At 67.9% G+C, this 21,624-nt stretch carries 20 protein-coding genes; 5 read left to right on the top strand and 15 right to left on the bottom strand.

Features of this window, described 5'->3' with window-relative positions; translation table 11 throughout:
* Positions 1 to 44: 44 nt before the first annotated feature.
* The 5 genes from AB0N14_RS20290 to AB0N14_RS20270 all read right to left on the bottom strand — a co-directional run bounded on the left by AB0N14_RS20290 (position 45) and on the right by AB0N14_RS20270 (position 4,365).
* Positions 45 to 2,270 carry a cell division protein FtsK gene (locus tag AB0N14_RS20290; RefSeq protein ID WP_366027066.1) on the bottom strand — a complete coding sequence of 742 codons (2,226 nt, stop codon included), beginning with the start codon at positions 2,268 to 2,270 and terminating at the stop codon, positions 45 to 47.
* Positions 2,271 to 2,360: 90 nt separating this feature from the next.
* Positions 2,361 to 2,741 carry an RRQRL motif-containing zinc-binding protein gene (locus tag AB0N14_RS20285; RefSeq protein WP_366027065.1) on the bottom strand — a complete coding sequence of 127 codons (381 nt, stop codon included), beginning with the start codon at positions 2,739 to 2,741 and terminating at the stop codon, positions 2,361 to 2,363.
* Positions 2,741 to 3,742: a DUF2637 domain-containing protein gene (locus AB0N14_RS20280; RefSeq protein ID WP_366027064.1), complete on the bottom strand. Its 1,002-nt coding sequence runs from the start codon at positions 3,740 to 3,742 to the stop codon at positions 2,741 to 2,743. The genes AB0N14_RS20285 and AB0N14_RS20280 overlap by 1 nt, the downstream gene beginning before the upstream one ends.
* The gene (locus AB0N14_RS20275; RefSeq protein ID WP_366027063.1) at positions 3,739 to 4,032 is read right to left on the bottom strand and encodes a hypothetical protein; all 294 of its coding nucleotides are present in this window, start codon (positions 4,030 to 4,032) and stop codon (positions 3,739 to 3,741) included. Before AB0N14_RS20275 ends, AB0N14_RS20280 begins: the two co-directional genes overlap by 4 nt.
* A 159-nt stretch (positions 4,033 to 4,191) precedes the next feature.
* Positions 4,192 to 4,365, bottom strand: a complete 174-nt coding sequence (locus AB0N14_RS20270; protein ID WP_366027062.1) for a hypothetical protein — start codon at positions 4,363 to 4,365, stop codon at positions 4,192 to 4,194.
* 415 nt (positions 4,366 to 4,780) lie between these two features.
* Between AB0N14_RS20270 and AB0N14_RS20265 the strand changes: the two genes are divergently transcribed.
* A complete protein-coding gene (locus AB0N14_RS20265) occupies positions 4,781 to 5,116 on the top strand; it encodes a winged helix-turn-helix domain-containing protein (protein ID WP_260845392.1) in 336 nt (111 codons plus the stop codon).
* Between the two features lie 158 nt (positions 5,117 to 5,274).
* Positions 5,275 to 6,522, top strand: a complete 1,248-nt coding sequence (locus AB0N14_RS20260) for an XRE family transcriptional regulator (RefSeq protein ID WP_366027061.1) — start codon at positions 5,275 to 5,277, stop codon at positions 6,520 to 6,522.
* On the opposite strand, the gene AB0N14_RS20255 is transcribed toward AB0N14_RS20260, so the two are convergent.
* The 3 genes from AB0N14_RS20255 to AB0N14_RS20245 all read right to left on the bottom strand — a co-directional run bounded on the left by AB0N14_RS20255 (position 6,523) and on the right by AB0N14_RS20245 (position 9,816).
* Positions 6,523 to 7,176, bottom strand: coding sequence for an RloB family protein (locus AB0N14_RS20255; RefSeq protein WP_366027060.1), 654 nt, complete (start codon positions 7,174 to 7,176; stop codon positions 6,523 to 6,525).
* Between the two features lie 32 nt (positions 7,177 to 7,208).
* A complete protein-coding gene (locus AB0N14_RS20250; RefSeq protein WP_366027059.1) occupies positions 7,209 to 8,513 on the bottom strand; it encodes an ATP-binding protein in 1,305 nt (434 codons plus the stop codon).
* A gap of 550 nt (positions 8,514 to 9,063) precedes the next feature.
* Positions 9,064 to 9,816: a site-specific integrase gene (locus tag AB0N14_RS20245; RefSeq protein WP_366027058.1), complete on the bottom strand. Its 753-nt coding sequence runs from the start codon at positions 9,814 to 9,816 to the stop codon at positions 9,064 to 9,066.
* A gap of 273 nt (positions 9,817 to 10,089) precedes the next feature.
* Here AB0N14_RS20245 and AB0N14_RS20240 point away from each other — a divergent pair, with 273 nt between their 5' ends.
* Positions 10,090 to 10,599, top strand: coding sequence for a hypothetical protein (locus tag AB0N14_RS20240; RefSeq protein WP_366027123.1), 510 nt, complete (start codon positions 10,090 to 10,092; stop codon positions 10,597 to 10,599).
* On the opposite strand, the gene AB0N14_RS20235 is transcribed toward AB0N14_RS20240, so the two are convergent.
* Positions 10,538 to 11,347: an IS5 family transposase gene (locus tag AB0N14_RS20235; protein WP_366027057.1), complete on the bottom strand. Its 810-nt coding sequence runs from the start codon at positions 11,345 to 11,347 to the stop codon at positions 10,538 to 10,540. The two genes, AB0N14_RS20240 and AB0N14_RS20235, sit on opposite strands and share 62 nt — an antisense overlap.
* A 770-nt stretch (positions 11,348 to 12,117) precedes the next feature.
* Between AB0N14_RS20235 and AB0N14_RS20230 the strand changes: the two genes are divergently transcribed.
* Positions 12,118 to 13,050: a hypothetical protein gene (locus AB0N14_RS20230; protein WP_366027056.1), complete on the top strand. Its 933-nt coding sequence runs from the start codon at positions 12,118 to 12,120 to the stop codon at positions 13,048 to 13,050.
* A gap of 585 nt (positions 13,051 to 13,635) precedes the next feature.
* Here AB0N14_RS20230 and AB0N14_RS20225 read toward each other — a convergent pair.
* The 6 genes from AB0N14_RS20225 to AB0N14_RS20200 form a co-directional block, all read right to left on the bottom strand.
* Positions 13,636 to 14,337, bottom strand: coding sequence for a class F sortase (locus tag AB0N14_RS20225; RefSeq protein WP_366027055.1), 702 nt, complete (start codon positions 14,335 to 14,337; stop codon positions 13,636 to 13,638).
* Positions 14,338 to 14,449: 112 nt separating this feature from the next.
* On the bottom strand, positions 14,450 to 15,409 hold the full coding sequence (locus AB0N14_RS20220; protein WP_366027054.1) for a hypothetical protein: 960 nt from the start codon (positions 15,407 to 15,409) through the stop codon (positions 14,450 to 14,452).
* A gap of 874 nt (positions 15,410 to 16,283) precedes the next feature.
* Positions 16,284 to 17,300, bottom strand: coding sequence for a VCBS repeat-containing protein (locus AB0N14_RS20215; protein WP_366027122.1), 1,017 nt, complete (start codon positions 17,298 to 17,300; stop codon positions 16,284 to 16,286).
* Positions 17,297 to 18,730, bottom strand: a complete 1,434-nt coding sequence (locus tag AB0N14_RS20210) for a hypothetical protein (protein ID WP_366027053.1) — start codon at positions 18,728 to 18,730, stop codon at positions 17,297 to 17,299. Before AB0N14_RS20210 ends, AB0N14_RS20215 begins: the two co-directional genes overlap by 4 nt.
* Positions 18,700 to 19,395, bottom strand: coding sequence for a hypothetical protein (locus tag AB0N14_RS20205; protein ID WP_366027051.1), 696 nt, complete (start codon positions 19,393 to 19,395; stop codon positions 18,700 to 18,702). The genes AB0N14_RS20210 and AB0N14_RS20205 overlap by 31 nt, the downstream gene beginning before the upstream one ends.
* Positions 19,396 to 19,954: 559 nt before the next feature.
* A complete protein-coding gene (locus AB0N14_RS20200; protein WP_366027050.1) occupies positions 19,955 to 20,248 on the bottom strand; it encodes a hypothetical protein in 294 nt (97 codons plus the stop codon).
* A 364-nt stretch (positions 20,249 to 20,612) separates the two neighbouring features.
* Here AB0N14_RS20200 and AB0N14_RS20195 point away from each other — a divergent pair, with 364 nt between their 5' ends.
* On the top strand, positions 20,613 to 21,452 hold the full coding sequence (locus tag AB0N14_RS20195) for an EamA family transporter (protein WP_366027049.1): 840 nt from the start codon (positions 20,613 to 20,615) through the stop codon (positions 21,450 to 21,452).
* Positions 21,453 to 21,624: the final 172 nt, after the last annotated feature.

Below are 21,624 nucleotides of genomic sequence, written 5' to 3'. Positions count from 1 at the left end.
TAACGTTAGCGGTGTGTGCCGCTAGCGCTAGCGGCCCCGGACCGTCAGCCCGCGTCCCGCTTTCCGTCACGCTCCGCAATCGCAGCGACGATGTGGGAGCGGTCGATGCCGCGCCGGTTGACGACCTTGCCCTTGACGCGGCGGCCCACCTGGATGGTGGAGACGCCGTGCGGCTTCAGGGCCGCGGCCAGTCCCTCGGGGTCCCAGCCGTCGTAGACCTCCTCGCGCAGCTCTGCGAGCCGGGCGACGACGGTCTCGGACCACACCTTGGGCTCATCGGCCGGCACAACGGCGAGGATGTCGCGCAGCAGGTCATACGCGCTGGTGACCGGCTCGGGCGCCTCCCCGAGCGCGTGGCCGGACAGCGTGCCCGCTTCCTCGCGCAGGCGGCGGGCGCGGGCGCCGATGGCGTCGGCGTCGCGTCCGTCGACGTAGATGGCGCGCACGATCCGGGCGTCCGAGCCTTCACCGACGAAGTAGTGAATGCCCTTGTCGCCCCAGGCGAACATGGTTGCCCGCACCCCGCGCTTGTAGGCGGAAGTGCCAAGCACCATGTCGTTTTCGAGCTGACCCATGACCTTCAGGCACCAGCGGGCCGAAGCGTTCGCGCTGATACCGGTCGGGAGTGCCTTGGCGTCCGGGCGCTGCGTGGCGAGCAGCAGCACGATGCCGGTTGCCGGACCGCGCTTGACCAGGTCGGTGGCGATCTCCTCGAATTCCTTGGCGTGCTCAGGGTGCTCGAAAAGCACCTGGCACTCATCCACCCCGATCACGATCGGGTGCAGTCCCAGGGAGCGCTTGTCGGCAAGGGCGCTGGTCACCTTCGACTCTGGGCAGACATCCCGCGGCAGGGAGCGGATCACCTTGGTGCGGCGCCGCAGTTCCTCGCGCAGCGCCCGGAAGTCGTTCAGGCAGTACTCGATGGACTCGTCGTCGTCACCCGCGGCGTGGCGGTGGGAGACGGCGTCGCCGACCGGGTCCAGGTCGCCCGTGCCTTTCATGTCGTAGGTGTGAAGCTCTGCCCGCGGGTCCAGTGCGGCGATGAGCAGCAGCAGACGCAGCAGGAACGTCTTGCCCATGCGCGGGATGGCGCCGATGACGCCCGCGATGTACATCAGGGTCGCTTCGACCCAGCGTCCGCGCTGGTCGGTGCCATAGGCGACCGGCTTGAACAGGTCCACTGACCCCGCCTTGAGCAGCGGCCACTTGGGCTGCTTGGCGCGGGACATGTCCTGATCACCGACCCAGAGCACGAGGTGACCGGTGTGCTCATCCGGCACCGCTTCGGGCCACACACACCCGAGCGGGCGGCGCAGGCCGGAAGCGAGCCGGTCGCGCCGCTCGATGACGTCGGTCACCGTGACGCCGTACGGGAGGTTTCCCTCCGCGCGCCAACCGGGGCCGTCGCGGGTGATCGGGGCGGTGAACTCGAACCCGTCTCGCCCCTTGGCCTGTGCCTGGTTGATGGCGGGGATGCCGAGCGCCCCGAGCGCACGCAGCACGATGTCACTGGTGAGCTTGGTCGCTTTGGGCAGTTCCACAGCCCTGTGGATGACCGGGTCATCCGCGCGGCGACCGGCGAACCCGAGCGCCATCACGACCGCGCTCACCGACACCGCCTGAAGCCACTCGGGGGCGAGCACGTACATCGCGAGCGCCGCGCCGAGCCCGACGAACATCGCGAGCACCGCCACGAGGGTGCGCAGTCGGACCCGCCCGTCGCGCTGCCGCGACAGCTTCAGGTACTCCGCAGCGTCCTCACGGCGGACCGCGGCGAGTCGGACCGGCTCGCCCTCACGGTCGGCCACCCACCGCATGGTGCCGCCCACGAACTTCGCGGCGCCGGAAGGGGCTTGGAGGGCGAGGCGAGCGGCGTAGACCGGGGCACGCAGCGCGTGATACCCGGTGGCGTGCGCGTAGTGGCGGGCCACCCACGCCGTGGCGGTCCGCAACTCCGCCACCGACCGCAGCCACTCGGGAACGACTGCACGGCGGTGCGCTCCGGCCAGCCGACCGAGGTATCCCGGACCGGTAGCGGTCGGGCCCGGCTGGTCGACCATGACACGCGCGGTCGGGTCGCCCGACTCGGCACCCAACCGCGCTGCGCTGGAGTCGGCCGACGGGTCGGAGTCGGGTCGGGTAGTCGGGTCGGCCGACTCAGTACGGGCCGACCGTGCCTTGTCGAGGTCGACTACCTCGCCCCCGGAGTCGGCGCTCATCTCAGCTTCGAGTCGGTTGAAGAGTTCGTTCTCGTCGTCGGGGTGCTTCACTGAGGGTCCCTTCCAATGGGAGGAAAGGCGGGGTCCGGCCGTCGCTGTAGGAGGTGAGCGGACGGGCCCCGCCGGATCGTGGTGGGGATGTCAGGCAGCGCGCTGTTCCTCGGGGTACGCGCAAGGCACGCACATGCCGAGTGAGGTCGGAATGACGTATCCCGCGTCGGTGCGGCACTTCGGGCAGGTGCGGCGGGCGCGCATCGCCTTGGCGAGCGCGGCCCGCTTGCCAGGCGTCATCGGCCGAACAGGCTTGGCGCTGTCGACGCGGTAGAGGTAGGCGACCAGCGGGCCGCGCCGGTAGCGCGGGCGCAGCACCTGAGCCGCGATCGGCTGACCACCCGGACGTAAGCCGCGGGCGCGTAGTTGGCGGCGCGTGACGAGCCCTTCGGGGGCGTAGCGCCACGGGTAGGTGGGGATGCCGTACTGGCTGCCGGAGGGGTCGTAGCACTTGCCGAATGCCGGGGGCATCAGGCGGCCTCAGCCTCGGACTCCTCGCCCTCCAGGGCGTCCACGGAGTGCAGCGGGCGGCCGTCGGCGCGCTCGCCCTTGAGGGTGTCGCGCAGCTTGCGGGCGTTGGCCTGCGACACGTGCAGCGTGGTGCGGAGGCGGTCCGCGGTCAGCTCGGCCTCGGTCCACTCCGCGGTGACCGTGCGCGCCTCGGTCAGCGCGTCCTCGAAGGTGCGCTGAGCCTTGGTCTTGCCCTTGGCGGGGGTCCGGCGGCGCGGACGCGGCTTGGGGTCTGCGGAGTGTGCCGGCGCATTCTCCGCCGGGGGCAGTTCGGGCGTCTCCTGCTCCGTGGCGGGGGCCAGTTCCCCCATGCGCAGCATCACGCGCTCGCGCCGCGGGGTCTTCGAGCGCCACTTGCGGCCGTAGCGCTCGCGCAGGTCGGCGCGGGTCAACTGCCGTTCCTTCTCCCGTGCCAGCGCCTCGGAGTAGGAGGTGACCTCCCACAACGTCATGCGGCGCCACAGCGCGAAGGTGGAAGGGAAGGCGAGCAGCCAGCGAGAGAACCGGATCTTCTCCATGCGGCGACCGGTGGCGGCGCCGATCCGCACGGCGTAGATGTGCGCGCCGATCTCGGAGAACACCACCCACAGCAGCGGCATCGTGCCGTGTGCCACCTTCGCCGACAGGGAATGTCCGGCTGCGATGTTCAGCCCGCACGTGATCAGCGTGAGCGCCCAGGGCACGAACCGCACCCATGCGAGCGCCATATCCATGCGGATCAACAGCAGGTTGGCCACGGTGAACACAGGAATGGCCACGTCGATGCCGACCGGCAGCATCCACGGCTCGCCGAAGCCCCAGCGGGCCGCAGCAGCGGAAACCGCGTCGAAGGAGGAGATCAGGCCGAGCGCGCCGACTCCGGCCGCCGCGAGAGCGCCGACTCCGGCAAGGCCCATCTCCGGCTTCGTCAGTGGCGGCACCGCCGGACGTACGGCGGTCTGTGTCGTCTCGGCGGTAGTCATGCCGCCGCTCCCCTCCGGGAGGGCCGACGGCGCCCGGCCGGGCGGACCAGTGGGACGACGTTGAACAGCTCCGGGGCGTGCGCCTCGATCACCTCGGCGGCGATTCGGGCCACGTCGTCCGGGAGCTCCGGGTTGTCGGCGAGGATGTCGCGCGCGGCGTCCAGCCGGGCCGCGCGTTCCTCTTCGGTCTCGCCCTCTTCCCCGAGCCACAGCTCAGGCGGAGTTCCAAGGGCCAGTTCGATGAAGTCGTTGACGGAGACGGCCTGATGACCGCCGATGTACGTGCGCATGGGGGCTCCTGAGTCGGAGGGACTGGAAGCCGAAGCAGCCGCAGGCGTGTGGTGAGACGGCGACTGTTTCGGAGTCCCCTGCTGCAAGCGCGGCAGGGAAAAGTGCCCCGGGCCGGATTCGATCCGGCGCCCTCGTGGCGGGATGCCGGGGCGGTGGTACTAGCGGCCGTTGACTTCGCGGATCTTGACGTTCTCGGCGTGTCCGTCACGGAGGCGGACGAGCGTGAAGTAGCTACCGCCGACATCCGTGATCCGGTGCGGCTCGCCCTTGTACTGAATCTCGGTGTCGACCTGGTCGACGTTCGGGTGACGAGGGTTGGTGATCCGGCGCATGGCTTCTCCTGGGAAGTGAAGGGGGTTCCGGCTCCCCTCAGCTCCGCTCGTACGAGACGAGCGGAGGAGGCAACCGGCCGCAGCGCCGCAGCGCTGCGGAGAGGTCGAAGAGTGCGCGGGTCGTGCTCCGCGCGGGCCGCCTTCTTGTCGCTGAGGACAGGCGGTAGATCCTCGGTCCACTGTTGAGTTCTCAAGGCGCGATCAGCGCGGGGCCCGCGGCGCGCGGCAGATGCCGCCTTCCGACTGCCGCAAGCGGCAGCCATACGGGCAATCCCGAGCCATTCGTGCAGCTCAAGCGCTTGTCATCCCGAGGTTCGGGGTGACCGGCTACTGACTAGCTTGCACTAGTCTGCTGTGGTGCACAACCCTCGTGCAGTGATGCGCTCTAGTTCGCTGTGGTGGGTAAGCTCAGAGCATGACTGTCACAGGAGGGCCGAAGCCGAAAGCGGTGCAGGTCGCGGACGCACTACGCGACGACATCAAGAAGATGAAGCCGGGGGACAAGCTCCCGTCGCAGCGAGAGCTGATGGACCGATTCGGGTTCGCGAGCCAGACCATCCAGAACGGGTTGGCCGCACTCCGAGCCGAAGGGCTCATCGTCTCGGCCGGGAACCTCGGTAACTTCGTCGGGGACGGGTCGGCCCCCACCGGCGACGTACGCGACGACATCAAGGAAATCCGCTCCCAGATTCAGGCGTTGGCTGAACGGGTCGCAGCGCTCGAAGAACGCTCCGCCCCGGGTGGTGCGTGATCTGCAACCAGCATGCAAGGAACGGGAGTTGTCAGGTAAGTGACAGTCAGGGGACGACGAAACGGAGGTGGGGACATGTCCAGTGACACCCCTCTGTCCCCTTCCCTGTCCCCCCTGCTCGCGCGCGAGACTCGGAGTAGGCACTCAGAGGAGGGCGCATGACCGACGACAGGCCTGCATGGGCGCGGCGTATCGCTGCCGAACGAATGGCGCGCGACTGGTCGCAGCGTCAGGCAGTCAGGGCACTGCGAGCGCACGCTCCCACGGAGCTGCCCGCGGAAGACAGCATGATTCGCCAGTGGAAGCGCTGGGAGTCAGGCCAGATGCCGAACGACTTCTACCAACCGATCATCGCGGCCCTCTTCGGCACCGTGACGCACGCGCTCTTCCCTGCACCCTCACGGCGGGACGGGGACAAGGAAATCTTGGCCGCGTCCGGCATGGAGACGCTGGAGATCGTGAGCCGTCTCAACCGGTCGGACGTCGACAACGCCACGCTTGATGCCCTGCGGATCACGGCGGATCGGCTCGCCTCGGAGTACCCGTTCATGCCGAGCGAGCAGCTCCTCATCGAGGGGCGGCAGTGGCTTCGCCGTGTCGTCGAGCTTCACACGAAGAGCCTCACGCTCGCGCAGCACCGCGAGGTTCTCGCACTGTCCGGTTGGCTCGCGCTCCTGGTCGGCTGTGTCGAGTACGACACGGGCGACCGCCACGCGGCCGAGTCGACGCGACAGGCCGCGCTCTCACTCGCGACCGAGGCTGACCATGCGGAGGTCGCCGGGTGGGCACACGAGATGCGGGCATGGTTCGCGCTCACGACCGGCGACTACCGCGGCGTCATCGCAGCGGCGCAGGCCGGAGCCGAGACGGCGCAGCACCACGGCGTGGCCGTGCAGCTCGCAGCCCAGGAGGCCAAGGCGTGGGCCCGGATCGGAGACCGCCGGCAAGTCGAGGTGGCCTTGGACAAGGGGCGGCGGTTGCTCGAAGGGATGCCGTACCCCGAGAACTTGGATAACCACTTCGTGGTGGACCCTGCCAAGTTCGACTTCTACGCGATGGACTGCTACCGCCTGGTTGGCGAAGACAAGCTTGCGCGCACGCTCGCCGAAGAGGTGCTGAGGGCAGGAACGGACTTCGACGGCACCGAGCGCTCGCCGATGCGCAACGCGGAAGCGCGGGTGACGCTCGGAGTCACGGCAGCACGTGAGGGCGACTTGGAGCAGGCACTCATCATGGGTGAGCGGGCCCTCGAAGGGGACCGTCAGTCGGTGCCGTCGCTCATCATGACCAGCCGCGAACTTGCCGCCGAGATGAAGCGCCGGTACGCGTCAGAACCGGCCGCACGGGATTACCTCGCTCGGCTGCAAGCACTTGGCCACGAGAGGCCCGGGTTCTTGCCTCAGTGATTAGCTACGATGCCTCGCCTGGGAGGCGTCGTGAGGCACCATCTGCATGACGATGCGCCAAACGGCCGTGTTCGGATTCTCACCCGGCGGCTGCTGTTTCTCGTCGCGCTTCTTCGCCCTGGATATGGCGTCATAAATGCCCTCAAGGTAGTCCGATATCTTGATACCCGACTTATCGTAGCTCGGAACGTAAGGCCTGATCTTGTCACGCACCGACTTGTAACCCGAAAGGTGCTTTGCGTAATCACAGAAGTGCAATAGCAACCAGTACTCGAAGCACGGATTAGAGATGGCCAAATTTACGTTACCCTTGTTGGCAGTAGTGATGCTTTGAGTTAGATTACTCGATACACTCGCACCATTCTTTTGCCCGAAGGAGTCAACATCGAAAACTGCCCAACACTCATCGAAATCGTCATCACTAGACCCAAATAGCTCGATGGCCTTCTCCACAACGTGTAGCGGGGATCGAGTGTCGGTGCGCACTCTGACGGTGACCGCAGAGTTTCTGTACTTATCCTTCAACGCTTCAAAATAGTCTTTCTCGGTTCTCGCACCCCCACAAACCAGAAGTAGTCGCTTCTTTATATCCCTTGTCGGTGCAGCGACCCTGCGGCGTGATTTTGAACTCTCCGAGCGAAAGTTAGAAGGCACTTACCCCTCCCCCTGACAAGTACTCTCAGCTTTTACTGTGCCGCCGCTTCGTCAAACAGGTTCTCACTGATATAGGGAACACCACCTACGGAGCCCCCCAGATACCGCTTTTCCCAGTTCAGTCCGTCGCGGGGCCTGAAATCAGTAAGCGGATAGAGTTCGGTACTACCGATTTCCGGATCCTTCTGAGTGAACCAAATTTCATCCCGCCTGAGAAGTTCTTCCCCCCGATTCCTCCCCATCAGGGAAGCGTCATGCGTGGTGAAGATTAGCTGGGCACCATGCGGATTGGAATCTTCTCGCTGGAAAAGCCTGATCATCTGGGCCAGGAGGAGCGGGTGGAGGCTGGTGTCGAGTTCATCAACAATGAGAGCGTGGCCCCCGTCCAACGCCTTAACGATCAGTCCCGAAATGTCAAACCAGGTCTGAGTTCCTCTTGATTCCTGGTCCAGAGAAAAGAGTTGTTCATCCTTACCGCGATGCCTGAAGGTCAATGAGTGATTAGCTTCGAGGAGAGTTCGAAGATAGGGTGTCATCTCCGGACGCTTACCCCTGTAAAGAATAATCGTCTTGCCATCCTCGATGGTCACGCGAAATGATCCGTCAAATTCACCCTTCTCCGGGTCTTCGCGGTACTCGATTTCAAAGTCTTCGATGCGCGCTTCACTGATACCAATATCGGCCGCTTCGAGAAGCTTTTCAACTCTTCCTTTACTGTCAGGGTCGCGCAGCAATTTAATTGTTTCCGCACGCTGAATATTGCGGTTCGAATCCTCATCATCAGCGAACCAGAGATGCTCGGAAAACCAAGAGTAAACTGCACGCGAAGAATCATCGTTAGCTTTCGCGGCAGTAGAAATATAGAGACCTGTGGGCGATGTAATTTCCTTGATTACCTCAGCCCTAGCCGAAGCAAAGCTAGGACCAAAGTAGTACTCATCATTGTCTCGCTCAAAAAGAACTCGCTTTTTCTTCTTAGGGAAAGAATGGAGCCACTCCTCGGTCACGCGTTCATGAGTGACCGAAAAACCGTATGCGTACCGGATTTCCTCTATGATCAATTCGACAGCGAAAGATGTCGGATTCTTACTCGCCTCCTCATCCAACAAGAACGGTTCAACATGAATCCGCCCCCGACGATTCCAGCCTGCCTGATCTGTCACAGCGTCGTGCATGAACCGCAGAGCCAACAGGACATTAGACTTTCCGGAGCCATTCGCACCATAGATCGCGGACACATTAAGCGGGGAGGAGTCCTTGCGATAAACGGAGCGAAGATCCAATTCTTGTGGATCCTTCAATGATCGAAAGTTAGCAACCTTGAAGTTGATCAACATCAGTACCTCACCCTGTGGACGGCAACCCCGCCTTGTGAACAAGTGAATTGCCTAAGGGGGCGTGTTCGTAGGCTAGAGCGGTGTAGACCCCTAGTAAAGACGGCATCGTTGTCTTGCATCCCATCGGGTGGCAGCTTCCGTGGGTAGGGAGCATCGCGGGGGCCCGGAGGCATGCGTGGCCAGGACGAGCCGAGCCGACCCGACCACTTCACCGTTACTGTAGGTAAAGGCGTGAAGCCACGTGCAGCCCACAGCCCCTAAGCAACCCGGCCAGCCGCACGGCCAACCAGCAACAGGCGCGGTAGGCAGGGGGCCAAACGGGGGGCCAGACACGGCAGCCGCACCTAGACGGTCCTGGACAGTAGTGGACAACCGCGGAGGCGAAAGAGCAGGCCAGGACGTCTTCAGCAAGGTCGCGCGGGCCTTGATCGCGTTCGGGACGAAGAGGTCGTGGGTTCAAATCCCGCCACCCCGACGCTGCTCAGAGGCCCATTCGCGTGATCGCGAATGGGCCTCTGAGCGTCTGTACAGCAGCGGAGTACAGCAACCTCTATGACTCTTGCTGGCCGTCCTTGTCCGGCGGCTCTTCCTGCTTGCGCTTGCCCTTCTTCTTGCCGTCCTTCTGCTTGCTGCCACCCAGCGCCTTGCCGAGCTTCCGGAGCGCCCGGCGGGTCTCCGCCGAGGGCACGTGGGTGTAGACCTCCATGGTCACGGCGATCTCCGAGTGGCGGAGGATCTGCATCGCGATCCGGGGGTGGACGTCGAGGGCGGCCAGGAGCGAGGCGCAGGTGTGCCGGGTGTCATGCACGCGGATCTGCCGGACCCCGGCACCGTCGCACCGGCGATTGAACTCTCGGGTGAAGTTCCGCGGCTCGACCGGAGTGCCATAGCGGGTGGTGAAGACGAGATCCGATTCCGTCCAGAGATCCCGCGCCGCCACCTTCGCCGCTTCCTGCTCCTTCCGCCGGAGCCGGAGGGCGGTCAGGCAGATATCGGGCAGCGGTAGCACCGCCTCCGATGCTTCCGTCTTGGCCGTGTCGGTGTGCAGGAGACGCCGGCGGACCCTTTGAAGCTGATGGCGAATGTGCAGCTCCCCTGTGTCCAGGTTCACGTCCGACCAGGTGAGGCCGAGAACCTCACCTTTACGGAGGCCGAGGACGAGAATCAGGACGTACGCGGCGTACAGATAGTCACGCCAGGTCTGTGCGTTCTCCAGGAAAGTGCATGCCTCCTCGACCGACCAGGGGTCCGGCCGCTTGCGGCGAGCACGCTGGACCTTGACCAACTGGGCGACGTTTTTCAAGGCCCGCGCACAGCGCGGGCGCGCGCCGCCTCTGCGGCGCGGCCTGCCTCCTGTCTGCGCCCCGGCTGGCCGCGCCCGGCGGCGCGCTGCGTGCATGCGGGCGCAGGTAGAGAACCCCTCTATGGCTGAGGCCGGTCGGCTCCACGGCTTTAGAGGTCATTCTCTTTCCGAACCTGGTGTGCGGTTTCTGCTGGTCAGGCATGAGACCGCAGTTGTCGCGGGAGCCTCGGTCCGTTGCTGACCGAGATGTCGTGGGGGTGGCGGATGCCGTCGATGCGGGCGGTGTTGGAAGCGCGGCAGAAGGCCGCGGCGGTGCGGGTGGAGGAACTCGAAGCTGAGCTGGAGCGGGTGCGGGCGGCTCTGGCAGAGGCGGAAGAGATGCTCAGGCACCGGGTGATCGGCCTGGAGCAGTATCTGGAGGCGCTGGCCGAGGAAGATGCGCCCGCGGTGGTGGCCGACGGGGTGTCACAGAGGAAACCGGTGGGGCCGCGCCGGGCAGTGCCTCACCGCCAGGACGCGGCCGGAACCGAGGTGTTGTCGGTGGACTACCAGGCGTTGATGGCCGCCGCCCTGGAGGCGGGAGCCGATGGGCTCGGTGCTCGGCGGGCAGCGGTGGTGCTGGGCTGGGACAGCGCGTCCGTCTCGCGCGTCGAGGGGGCGAGGGCTCGGCTGAAACGGCTGGTGGAGCGGGGATGGCTGGTCGAGGAGAAGCCGGGCAGGTTCATGCTGCCCGCACCGGAGCAGGAGGCTGCCGGTGCTGGACGGCCAGGCGGCGGCTCATGAGCATGGTCATCGACCACAGGATGACGGTCTCGCTGGTGTCGGTGCGTCGTTCGTAGTCACGGACCAAGCGCCGGCTGCGCAGGAACCAGGCGAAGGATCTTTCGATGACCCAGCGGCGAGGCAGGACCTGAAAACCTTGGACGTCGTCGCTGCGGCGGACGATGTCGAGGACCAGTCCGAGGTGCTGGGTGGTCCAGTCGGTGAGGTGTCCGGTGTAACCGCCGTCGGCCCAGACCCTGGAAAGCCGCCGGAAGCGGCCCTTCGCCGGCGGCAGCAGGACGCGGGCGGCGTCCCGGTCGGTCGTGGACGCCAGCGTGACCAGTACGGCCAGAAGGAGTCCGAGGGTATCCGTGAGCAGGTGTCGCTTGCGCCCGTTGATCTTCTTGCCCGCGTCGTAACCCCGCGAGGCGTGGGTGACGGTGGCGTCCGCCTTCACGGACTGTGAGTCCACGACCGCCGCGGTCGGCTCCGGGCCGCGGCCCTCAGTTCCGCGGACGGCCTCGCGCAGCCGGTCGTGCAGCTCGGCCACCAGGCCCGTGTCGCGCCAGCGGGCGAAGAAGGCATACACCCCTGGCCAGGGCGGGAAGTCGGCGCGCATCGCCCTCCACTTGATGCCGTTGTCGACGAGGTAACGCACCGCGTCGATCATCTGCCGGTGGCAGTAGCCTTCCGGCCTGCCGCCCCGGCCCGCCAGCCATCCGGGAACCGGCAGCAGATCCCGCACGACCCCCCACTCGGCATCGCTCATGTCCGAGTCGTACCGGGGCCGGCGCTCCGGCCGGTCGGCCGCGTTCCCGAACCGATGGGCGAGGCAGTCACACCCAGGAGTGGACGAACTGGACTCGGCGACCACGACCACGCGACACTTCGACAACAGGGCCTCTTGCTTCTCGCTGGATTCGACAACCGCGAGCTACCAAGAGGCCCTTCTTCCATGCACCTGCACCGGCCGACTCACCCGAACCAGGCCCCTGTTCGAACCCCTCCGACCACACGGACGGATAGAGAACGGCCAGTTACGGAGCCACTTTGGCGCGAGCCTCGAAGATCATGGCCCCAACGTCGTGCTTTACCGGGCAGGTCCACAGACTGCCCGACGCGCCGGAAGCTTACGGGGCCATGATCACTCGCGCCAAAGCAGCTCCCGGCCCAAAGCCGCTCCACCGCCCAGGTGACTATCCTCCAGCCGTGAGCGTACGCACGCTGTGTGTTCGCCGAGCGCCGGTGGGCGATCCAGCCGACCGCCCTGCTGCTGTGACGTCCAAGCACCGTCTCCGGACCGAGATGCGCCGGGGCTCTAACGGCGTTGTACTGGAAGTGACGCAGAGATCTGCCCTTCCGCGCGGAGCTTGCAGTCGTGAGGGGCAGGGGCCGGACATCGAAACCGCTGGAGCGGCCCAACTTCCTGTGCCCACAGCCTGCTGACCGTATCTGCCATTTGCACCGGCGGCTCGCAGATCGCTCCGGCTTGCCGGACGGCAGTCTCGGTTTCCCATCGAGAGCGAGTGCGAGGAGATCATGACGGCGACATACGAAACAGTCGTGGAACCGGCGGTCCAGATCACGTTCACGGAGGAGTTGGAACCCGAGCATCACTCTGCCGTGGAGCGCTCGATCCAGGGCATGGCCGCGCACGCGGCCCAGCAGACCGACCGGATGCGCGCAGCAGAAGCCGAGCACGCCAAGCTGGTGGCGACCCTCAACGGCCCGCTGGCGAAGCTGGTCGAGTCCGATCCGACCTCCGCCAAGGCACTCCAGGAGCTGAAAACACGGCCGCTGCCGCTGGACCTCGACTCGGTGGGTGTCCTGCACCCGGAGGACACGTTCGCCGGCGCCGAAGAGGCCACCCTCTCCATCCGGACGATCCAGACCCGGGTGTGGGGGCCGCCCTTCCACTTCAGTTGGTTCTGGCACCGCACCAATGGCAGCCCGCCGTTCAACCGCATCCTTGACCGGCCGACTGGTCAGGCCGGCCTCGACGGCCGGTCCGGCTCCCCCGGAGCGATCCCAGGCGGCGCGAGCACCTTCGTGGAAGCCCATGCAGGGTTCGGTCTGCTCTTCCATCCTCCGACCGACGGCGTGCTGATCGGTGACTCGCTGCGCCGGGTGCGCGACAGCTTCGCCGTGGCTGCTTACGGCATCGGCAGCAACGCCACCGCCGAGGGCGGTACGGAGTGCACCATCTTGGAGGACGGCCAGTTCCGGCAGGGCGCCTCCCACCGGCTTTACCGCAAGCGGGTCAGCGTCAACGAGTCCGACCACGCGGCCAGTCCGGGATTCGTCACCGACTCCCCGATGTCGATTCAGTGGCCGGTAAAGGCCGGACACGAATACACCTTCAACGTGGGCGTATGGGTGTACTGCGACCACACGGCGGGCATCGGCCGGTCGGCGGCCCAGTCGCTGTGTCAGGCGGTCATCCCGACGATGACCACGACGGTGCCGATGTGAGCCACTGCCCTGGCCCGTGAGGCGAAGGGGGCCACCTCCCGGGCCGGGCCGCGAAGCGGCCGGCCTTCTGGCAGCCCACATGGCGACGATCGAACGGGTCGTCAACGTGTCGAAGCCCTGGAACATGAGGACGCTCAACGGGTCGTCCCGCAGGTAACCGACGAGTTGGCGCGCCCGATCGTTGAAGCTCCCGGCAAGTCCGACTCTGACATCCACACCTGACATCAACGACGGCAGACAGCAGCGGTCCCGAGCGGCTCCCGGCGACCTCGCATCCCGCGCCTGCGAGGCCCGTGACGCCCCGATGATCGAACTCCTAAAGCGGTGCTCCTGGAAACGGCGGCCCGGCGCGGCCTCCGGGCCGTCTCCGGGCCGTACGAGGTCAGCCGACGCCAACCAACAACGACAGAAGCCCACGGCATCTGAGCTGGTCAGAGCCGGGGCTTCTGCTGGATCGCTGGTCAGCGAGGCCGGTGTTTAGTACACCGGCTACTGTCCGCAGTTGCCGGGACTTGCCGCGCCCATTGAGACTCCGCCGCCCTTGGTGTTCGTATCACCAGCGCAACCCACTAGCCCCCGCAAGGCTCAGCTCGCGGAGGTTCGTACCAGGTCGGCGTACAGGATGATGTTGTCCGGGCGGTGGCCCGCGCGCAGGTCGCCGCCGCAGGTGATGACGCGCAGTTCGGGGCGGGAGGTGTCGCCGTACACCCGCTGGGTGGGGAAGTCTTTCTTGTCCACCTGCTGCAGGGTGCGTACGGCGAAGACGGCGGTGGAGCCGTCGGCGCGGTCGACGGTGATGGTGTCGCCGGGACGCACGCGCGTCGCGTTGCGCAGGACGGCGGGCCCGTTGACGGTGTCGAAGTGGCCGATGAGTACGGCCGGGCCCGTCTGGCCGGGGGTGACGCCCTCCCGGTACCAGCCGATGCGGTCGGCCTGGGCGACGGAGGGCACCTGGACGGTTCCGTCGGCGGCGAGGCCGAGTTGGAGGACGGGGGAGGTGTCGACGCCGGCGGCCGGGATGCGGACCCGCACGGGCACGGATGCGGGCATCGGAGACGGTGAGGACGTGGGCGAGGGAGCGGATGCGGGCGACGGCGGTGGGGCGGAGGCGGTGATGTTCGCTGCCGGGCCGTGTGCGGCGGGTGCCGGGGTGTCGGCGTGTACGGCGACGACCGTCATCCAGCCGCCGACGGCCAGTGCTGCCGCCGCGGTTGCCGCGATCCAGCGCAGGCGGCTGCGGGAGGGCGGGGACGGGGGCGGCGCTTCCTGGGCCGGGGGCGCGTTCATCGGGGTTCCTCGGGGCTTCCTGGGCTGCGCTGGGGGAGGCGCCTGGGGTAGACGCGGAAGGCGGGCCGACGGTGAAGACCGGTGGCCCGCCGGCTGCGGTGGTGACGGGGGATCAGACACCCGCGCGGCGGCGGCGCACCACGTAACCGAGGCCTACCACACCGCCCGCGGCCAGGACCGCTCCGCCCGCCAGCAGCGCGGTGTTCTGCGAGCTGCCGGTGCCCTCGGCGCCCGCGGCGACGGCGCCGGTGGGGACGACCTTGGTCTGGGTGGCCTTGGTGGTCTGGGTGGTGCCCTTACCGGTGCCCGTGCCCGTGCCCGTGTTCAGGCAGCCCTTGGGCAGCTTCGGGAAGGGCGTCGTGCGCCAGGGGGAGTCGCCGCCCTGGTTGTTGTCGAGGAAGAGCGGGGCGGTGCTGTAGGCCTTCTCGATCTTCAGGCCGTTGGCGAGGTCCTCGGGGCGGTTGCGGTCCACGGTGGACACCGCCTTGCCCTTGCCGTCCCTCAGCACGGCCTTGGGTCCCTTACGGAGGCTGTTGGTCAGGTCGACCGTCCAGCCGCCGAAGCGGGAGGGGATGGTCTGCATCACGGTGCACTTGCCGATGACGGTGACGGTGCCGGTACCGGCGCCCGACCCGGACCCCGTACCCGTGCCGGAACCGCTGCCCGTGCCCGTCCCCACGCAGTCCTTCGGCAGGGCCGGGAACGGCGTCTGGCGCCACGGCGCCGGGTCGCCCTGGGAGCGGTCGAGGAAGAGCGGGGAGGTGGTGTCCGCGTTCTTGATCTTGAGGCCGTTGGCGAGGTCCTCGGGGTGGGCGCGGTCCACGGTGGACACCGTCTTGCCCTTGTCGTCCTTCAGTACGGCCTTGGGGCCCGCCGAGAGGCTGTTGGTCAGGTCAACCGTCCAGCCGCCGAAGGCGGAGGGGATGGTCTGCGTCGCGGTGCAGTGCTTGTCGGTGCCGGACTGGCCGTCGGCGGCGAAGGCGACGGCCGGCGTGAGCAGGGCGCCGGCGAGAGCGGCGGTGGCGACGGCGGCACGGAGGGTGAGGCGGTGGCGCGCGAGCACGGCAGACATGGTGATCCCCCCAGGGATGACACAGGGATGACAAGAGTGGTGAAGCATGGAGATCGCCCCGCGGTTCTCCGTCCGGCCCCCCGGTTTCGGCCCTTGCGGTGTGCGATGCAGTTAGTGTGACTGATCACATAACCGTGATCGATACGGGAACCGTCACCGCTGTGTAACAGCGCGACGGCTCACCTCTCCGGCCGCCGGGCCGCCAGGCCGCCCCGCCGTTCCCCGGACGCCCGGCAGGCGCCTTGAGCCGGGCTGGACACCGCGCCCGCCGTCGGTCCACCGGTGAGCCCGCTTGATCAATGACAGCAGGAGGCTTGCCCGTTGCCGGAGCTGTTTCGCTGACATCCACCGCTGACATCAACGAGCACGGACGGCGGCGGCAACCAGCAGCCGCGTGCGGCACCGGTGCACGAGGCGAGCCGTAGCCCGGCCGGGTGGAGAACGAACTCCTAAAGCGGTGCTCAGTCGGCGGTGGACTATTCGAGGGCTGGCTGCGTTTGAGTCGTCACATGCAGGGCCGTGACCTGCCGCGTTGCCCGGGTCCCAAGGGGCCTCCGGAGCCGTTGCAGTACAGCAGAGAAGTGCAGCAACTCCACCGACCGGCGCCAACCGCCCATGTCTCTCACAGTCACGCTGACCAGCCCAGCAGACCTCGGCCGCCTAGCCTGTAGTTCGCATCAAGAGTGCCTGAAAGCGCGAGTAACGCCAACGGCCCCGGGGGTTATCCCTGGGGCCGTCGGAGGGTACTCATCGACGACCAAGGCTGACAACCGTCCCGGACCGGCTCCTCCCACGCGGGTCGTCCGCGCGGGAGGATCGGGGGTTGGCGGCCTGGTTTCAGTGGCGGGGCCGGACGGCCCGTAGCGGCGGAGGATCAGTAGAGGTCGGAGAAGATGTTCCACCCGCTGCCGATGCGGACCCGCGAGAGCAGCGAGCCGGAGGCGGTGAAGTCGTACCGCCACAGCACGCCGGAGGTGTCACGGGCGACGACCGAGTTGAGCCCGTGACCGTCCACGTCGCCGACGCCGACCATCGCGGTGTAGATCTGGTAGCCCGTGCCGGTCTTCACCCGGGAGTTGAAGCCGCCCTTGCCGTTGCCCAGGTAGCGCCAGAGGCCGCCCGCGGTGTCGACCGCCAGCAGGTCGCCGTTGCCGTCGCCGTTCACGTCGCCGACGCCTACGATCCGGGTGTAGGTGTTCCAGCCCCCGCCGAGCGCGACCCGGGAACCGAAGCCGCCCCTGCCCGTGCCCGGGTACATCCACAGCTCGCCCGAAGCATCGCGGGCGATCAGGTCGTCGTGGCCGTCGCGGTTCAGGTCGCCGACCGAGACCAGCCGGTTGTAAATGTTCCAGCCCCCACCGAGCGCCTTCGGCGAGGTGTTGTTGAGGACGCCGCCCGCCGCCTGGTTCGGGTAGTACTCCAACTCGCCGCCGCTGGTCCGGACGAGAATGTCGTTGAAGCCGTCGCCGTTGATGTCGCCGAAGGGCACGACCGCGTTGAGCTGACCGGAGCCGGTACCGAGGTTCCAGTAGCTCGACGCGCCGGGGCTGGAGTAGCCGCCATGGCCGTTGCCCTCGTAGTCCATGCCGTAGCCGCTGCGGTACCCGAAGGCGGACTGCTTCAGTACGCCGAGCAGGGTGGACTGGCCATTCTCGCCGTAGGAGTGGAAGGGCATGCGGCCGTAGAAGACCCCCATCGTGCCGGCGGCCACCTGCGTCGGAGCGGCGCCGGGCGCGTCCGCGGGGACGGCCAGCAGCTGCCAGTCGTAGGAGCCGTTGAAGGCGGCCGTCTTGGCCTGGAGGATGCCGTTCCAGCTCGTGCGGCCCTGAGCGGCGGTCGGGCCACCGGTGTAGCTGCAGACGACCTGTCCGGTGGTCGCCCGGCGGATCACCAACTGCCAGTTCGCCAGCGGACGGCTGGCCTCGAAGCGGAAGTTCCACGCCTGGCCGGGCGTGATGGAGTTGTTCCAGGCCCCCGCGTTGGCCGCGACGGGGAGGCGGGCACGCCCGTGGTCAGCACGTGGACGATGTTGTCCGAGCCTGTGTAGGCAACGTCACCGCTGGTGCGGTCCACGGTCCAGTCGATGCCCCGGTCGTCGCTCGCCCCGGCGGTCTGCGAGAGGGTGGCCAGCACAGAGGTCGCGCCGACGGAGTCGGCGTGCACGTCGGTCAGCCGCAGCTCACCGCTTGCCGCGTCGTGACGCACCAGATAGCCGTCACCAAGCAGCACCGGGCCGGCGTCGACGCTGAACTTCACGTTGGTGGCCAGGTCGTAGACCCCGGCCGGGCCGCTGCTGCCGCAGCTCCAGTAGAGCCAGTGTTGCGCCACTTGCACTTCGCTGGGCGTGCAGGACGCCCCGGTGCTGATGGTCCGCTGGAGGGTGGGCGCGCTGCCCAGCCCCGTGTGGGGCGTGCTGGCCTGGATCTGGCCGGGCGCGGTGGCCCGCCAGAGCGTGCCCATCCACAGGCTCGCGCCGTTCGCCGACCCCAGAGGAATCATCGCGCTCTGACCTGGCTCCCAGAGGTATTGGGAGCCGGCCGAGTCGATGAGCACGAACTCGCTGTCCGCGTCCACGACGCGGGTGTCGGGCGAGGAGAAGTTCTCCGGGGCAAGGCCGCTGATGAACACCCGGGCGGAGGTCGCCGTGGTGGTCGTGTACACCGGCCCGTAGTAGTTGCCATCCGTCTCGCGCACGCAGAAGGCGTCCACCGCGCAGGGACCGGCCTGGAGCGGCTGGCCGCCGTCGCTCAGGTAGCCGGTCGTCGTCTTGCCGATGGTGCTGCCGGAGCCGGTCAGCGGTGTGGTGGCCATCGCGAAGCGCGTGGCGGCGTTGAGCTGCGGAACGGTGAGGACCTGGCGCACCTGACCGTGCGCCATCGACAGCGTCGCGGTGGTCTCGGCCGGGGGCGGCAACTGCCGCACGACGGTGACGTTCACGCTTCCGTCCGTTGCCGCGGTGAGCCGCTGCACGGCCTGGCTGGTGCTGGTGCCGCCGACGACGAGAGCGCCCCCGGGGCCCTGGGGCAGATAGCCGGGAACCCTGGCACTGGGAGCAGGCTCGGTCACCGTGGCGTCGAGCTGGGTGGCCGGGCCGCCCGCGATCGGGACGGAGTTGAGCACAAGCGCGCCCGACGAGACCCGGGTCATCATGACGACCTGCTGGCCGACGACGTCGTAGTCGAGCAGCATGCCGGAACCGGCCGGTGCCAGGACCTGCGTCGGGGTGACCGTACTCCCCGCGAGGACGTCGGCGACCGTGACCAGCGAGATGCCGCCGTTCGAGGGCCAGGTCAGGTAGTCGCCGTGGACGGTCGGGGCCACGGCGCTGCGCGGGGGACGGCCGTCACCGCGGTTGCCGCGCCCGTGTCCAGTCGCACCAGGTAGAACGCGGTGGTGCCGGTGACGCCGGGCTTCGGGGTGCTGCGGACCGTCACGTAGTCGCCACCGCTCTGGTACCCGACGGCGTCGTTGATGTAGTCGGTGCTCGACGGCAGGCCGGTCATGGCGACCTCGGTGGACGTGCCGTCCGCGTTGAGCTGGAGCAGATGGGCACCGCCGGTCTCCCGCACCAGGGCGCGGGTCCCGTTCGCGCCGACGGCGACGACGGTGTGCAGCAAGGTGCCGCCGAGGGAGGAGAGGTCGTAGCTGACCCAGCTACCGGCCACTGTCGGGTCACCGACGCCCAGCGTCGCGCCGTTCTGGTAGGCGACGTGGTCGCCACCGGCGGAAAAAAAGTTCGTGTTGGTCAGCGGCACGGCGGTCAGCTGCGGCTGCGAGGTGTCCGTCCCGGACACGTAGTCGGTCCACGTGTAGCCCGGCAGCCCCTGCTCCTGGTGCAGGAAGCCACTCGCACCCGCCACCAGCGGCATGTCCCCCCGGAACGCTGCGAGCTGCGGCGCGGGCAGCGTCGTGACCTCGGTCGGCGTGCCGCTCGTCGCCGCCAGCGCGTGCCCGGGAACCGCACCGGCTATCGCCGCGGCGACCACAAGCCCCCCGACCCGGATCTGAGCCTCCGCCGAAGAGTCATGTGCCCCACCCCATCGTCCTGCAAGAAGAACCAGCGGGCTCCGGTCGCGGCGACGCGTGCCGCGGTCACGGAGTAGGCCGCGAGCTTAAGCCATCAGCGGGCGGCGGCTGCTGGCGGGGATGACGGAGGTGGACAACGGTGCTCCTGGGCGGGCGGCTTCGTCCGATAACGCGCAAATCCTGGTCCCCGCCACAACGGGCCGGCGCTGGGGTAAAGCAACCACCGATCGACGCAGGCCACGCGATTCGTAGGTCTCATGCCGAGTTGTCCACGGGCGGGATGCAGTTGCGGTACAGCACCGAAGTACAGCAACCACCACCGCAACCGTAGGTGGCGATCAATGTCCGTCGATGACCTCACGACCAGCGTCCTGGACCGCAACGACCATCCGGCCGAGAGTTCGGGACGAAGAGGTCGTGGGTTCAAATCCCGCCACCCCGACAGTGAAACATCAGGTGAGGCACCTAGGAACGTTCCTGGGTGCCTCACCTGTTTCGTCTGCGTGGCGAGCTGCGTGACTATCGCTCCCGACCCCGCTTGAAGATGCCGTCCATGACCACAGCACCGGTTACCTCACCTCGCTGACCGCGGATCGGCCGACAGGCCTTGCGGTGGCCGGCCAGGCGCGTCGCGCGCCGCCCCTGCCGTTGACCGGACCGATCGTGCAGGTCGTCGCCCGGCCAGCTGACCGTGTAGGTCACCTCGCGCCGGGCGCGCGGAACGTCGTCGATGGTGAACGTGCCGTCCGCGGCGACGGTCACCGACGACAGCGTGCCGGTGCCGAGCCGGTCGGTCCTGACGACCTTCAGCACCGCCCGCTCGGGCAGCTCCTTGCCCCGCGCGGTGAAGGCACCGGTTCATGTGGAAGCCGTCGAGCGTCGCCTCCGCCGGGGCGGTGAGCGCGATCGACGTGGGCGCCTTGGCGACGGTCACGGTGTGCGTGACGTCGTTGGCGGGGCGGTGGGTCAGGTCGCCGCGGAAGGACACCGTGTACGTGGCGTCGCCGACGAGGTCAGGCTCGTCGAGGACCGTGAAGGCGTGAGGCACTCGTGTGAGCACGACGAGGGCGATGGGTGGACAGGGGCCACGGACGAGCGGCGAGGGGTGTTCACCGCGGGAGCAACAGCCCCGGCGGTGAGGGCGATCGAGCGCTCGCGCCTGGGAACTGTTGGGTGGATGGGTGCTCTTCTCGCGCTGGCCTCGGCGGTCTGCTACGGCGCCGTCGACTTCGCCGGCGGACTGCTGTCCCGCCGGGTTCACTTCACCGTGGTCACCTTCCTCGGGCAGGTCGGCGGTCTGCTGTTCGCGGTGGTGGCCGCGGCTCTGGTGCCTGCCGAGACGGTTCGGCCCGCGGATGTGGTGTGGGGCGCCCTCTCGGGGGTGGGCAGCGGGACCGCCATGCACTTCCTCAACCGCGGGCTGAGCCGGGGAGCCATGAGCATCGTGGTCCCGGTGAGCGCCGTCACCGGGGTCGCCCTGTCCGTGCTGAGCGGTGTGTTCCTCCTGGGCGACCAGCCCACAGCGGCGGCCTGGCTGGGGATCTGCCTCACCCTTCCTGCCCTGTGGCTCGTCTCCGGCGGCACTCACCCCGGTCGCGGCGGGGACGGGAGGGAGGCGTCGATGGACGGGCTGATCGCCAGTTCGGGGGTGGCCCTGCAGTACATCGGCCTCGCTCAGGCCGCCCCGGCGAGCGGTCTGTGGCCCGTGGCCGCCGGGCGTCTCGCCGCCGTCCTGCTCCTCTTCCCGAGCGCCTGGCGGCAGGCTCCCCGGTTCCGGCAGCCCGTGCGGCGGCTGGGTGAGGCGGTCATCGTCGGGGCGGGTGCGAGCTTCGCCCTCATCCTCTATCTGTGGGCGGCCCGTCGGCAGATGATGGCCATCGCCGTCGTCCTGGCCTCCCTGTATCCCGCGATTCCCACGGTCCTCGGGCTCGCGGTCCTGCACGAGCGGGCCACCCGGACGCAGGTGATCGGCCTGGTGGGATCGGCCGTCGCCATCGTTCTGCTCACCCTGGGGTGAGGCGGATTCACGCCCCGGCGCAGCGCCACGAGCACGACCAGGAGCACGGTGGCGCCGGCGCTCGTGCCGTGCGCCACCACGGCCGCGAGGGGGAAGTGCCGTGCACACGACCGGGCAGGGCGCGCGACCGGACAGCGCGCGCAGGACGTACGACCGGGCAGGGCGCGCGACC

Origin of the sequence: Streptomyces sp. NPDC051104, from assembly GCF_040682835.1 — a bacterium.
In the GTDB taxonomy this organism is placed as follows: Bacteria; Actinomycetota; Actinomycetes; order Streptomycetales; family Streptomycetaceae; genus Streptomyces; species Streptomyces cynarae.
This window is presented reverse-complemented; position numbering and strand designations above follow the sequence as displayed.

Excerpts from the sequence above, each read along its gene's own strand:
- AB0N14_RS20280 (WP_366027064.1), bottom strand. The coding sequence starts at position 3,742 with ATGACTACCGCCGAGACGACACAGACCGCCGTACGTCCGGCGGTGCCG.
- AB0N14_RS20230 (WP_366027056.1), top strand. The coding sequence starts at position 12,118 with ATGACGGCGACATACGAAACAGTCGTGGAACCGGCGGTCCAGATCACG.
- AB0N14_RS20285 (WP_366027065.1), bottom strand. The coding sequence starts at position 2,741 with ATGCCCCCGGCATTCGGCAAGTGCTACGACCCCTCCGGCAGCCAGTAC.
- AB0N14_RS20275 (WP_366027063.1), bottom strand. The coding sequence starts at position 4,032 with ATGCGCACGTACATCGGCGGTCATCAGGCCGTCTCCGTCAACGACTTC.
- AB0N14_RS20240 (WP_366027123.1), top strand. The coding sequence starts at position 10,090 with ATGCGGGCGGTGTTGGAAGCGCGGCAGAAGGCCGCGGCGGTGCGGGTG.
- AB0N14_RS20235 (WP_366027057.1), bottom strand. The coding sequence starts at position 11,347 with ATGAGCGATGCCGAGTGGGGGGTCGTGCGGGATCTGCTGCCGGTTCCC.
- AB0N14_RS20220 (WP_366027054.1), bottom strand. The coding sequence starts at position 15,409 with ATGTCTGCCGTGCTCGCGCGCCACCGCCTCACCCTCCGTGCCGCCGTC.
- AB0N14_RS20260 (WP_366027061.1), top strand. The coding sequence starts at position 5,275 with ATGACCGACGACAGGCCTGCATGGGCGCGGCGTATCGCTGCCGAACGA.
- AB0N14_RS20265 (WP_260845392.1), top strand. The coding sequence starts at position 4,781 with ATGACTGTCACAGGAGGGCCGAAGCCGAAAGCGGTGCAGGTCGCGGAC.
- AB0N14_RS20250 (WP_366027059.1), bottom strand. The coding sequence starts at position 8,513 with ATGTTGATCAACTTCAAGGTTGCTAACTTTCGATCATTGAAGGATCCA.
- AB0N14_RS20195 (WP_366027049.1), top strand. The coding sequence starts at position 20,613 with ATGGGTGCTCTTCTCGCGCTGGCCTCGGCGGTCTGCTACGGCGCCGTC.
- AB0N14_RS20225 (WP_366027055.1), bottom strand. The coding sequence starts at position 14,337 with ATGAACGCGCCCCCGGCCCAGGAAGCGCCGCCCCCGTCCCCGCCCTCC.
- AB0N14_RS20270 (WP_366027062.1), bottom strand. The coding sequence starts at position 4,365 with ATGCGCCGGATCACCAACCCTCGTCACCCGAACGTCGACCAGGTCGAC.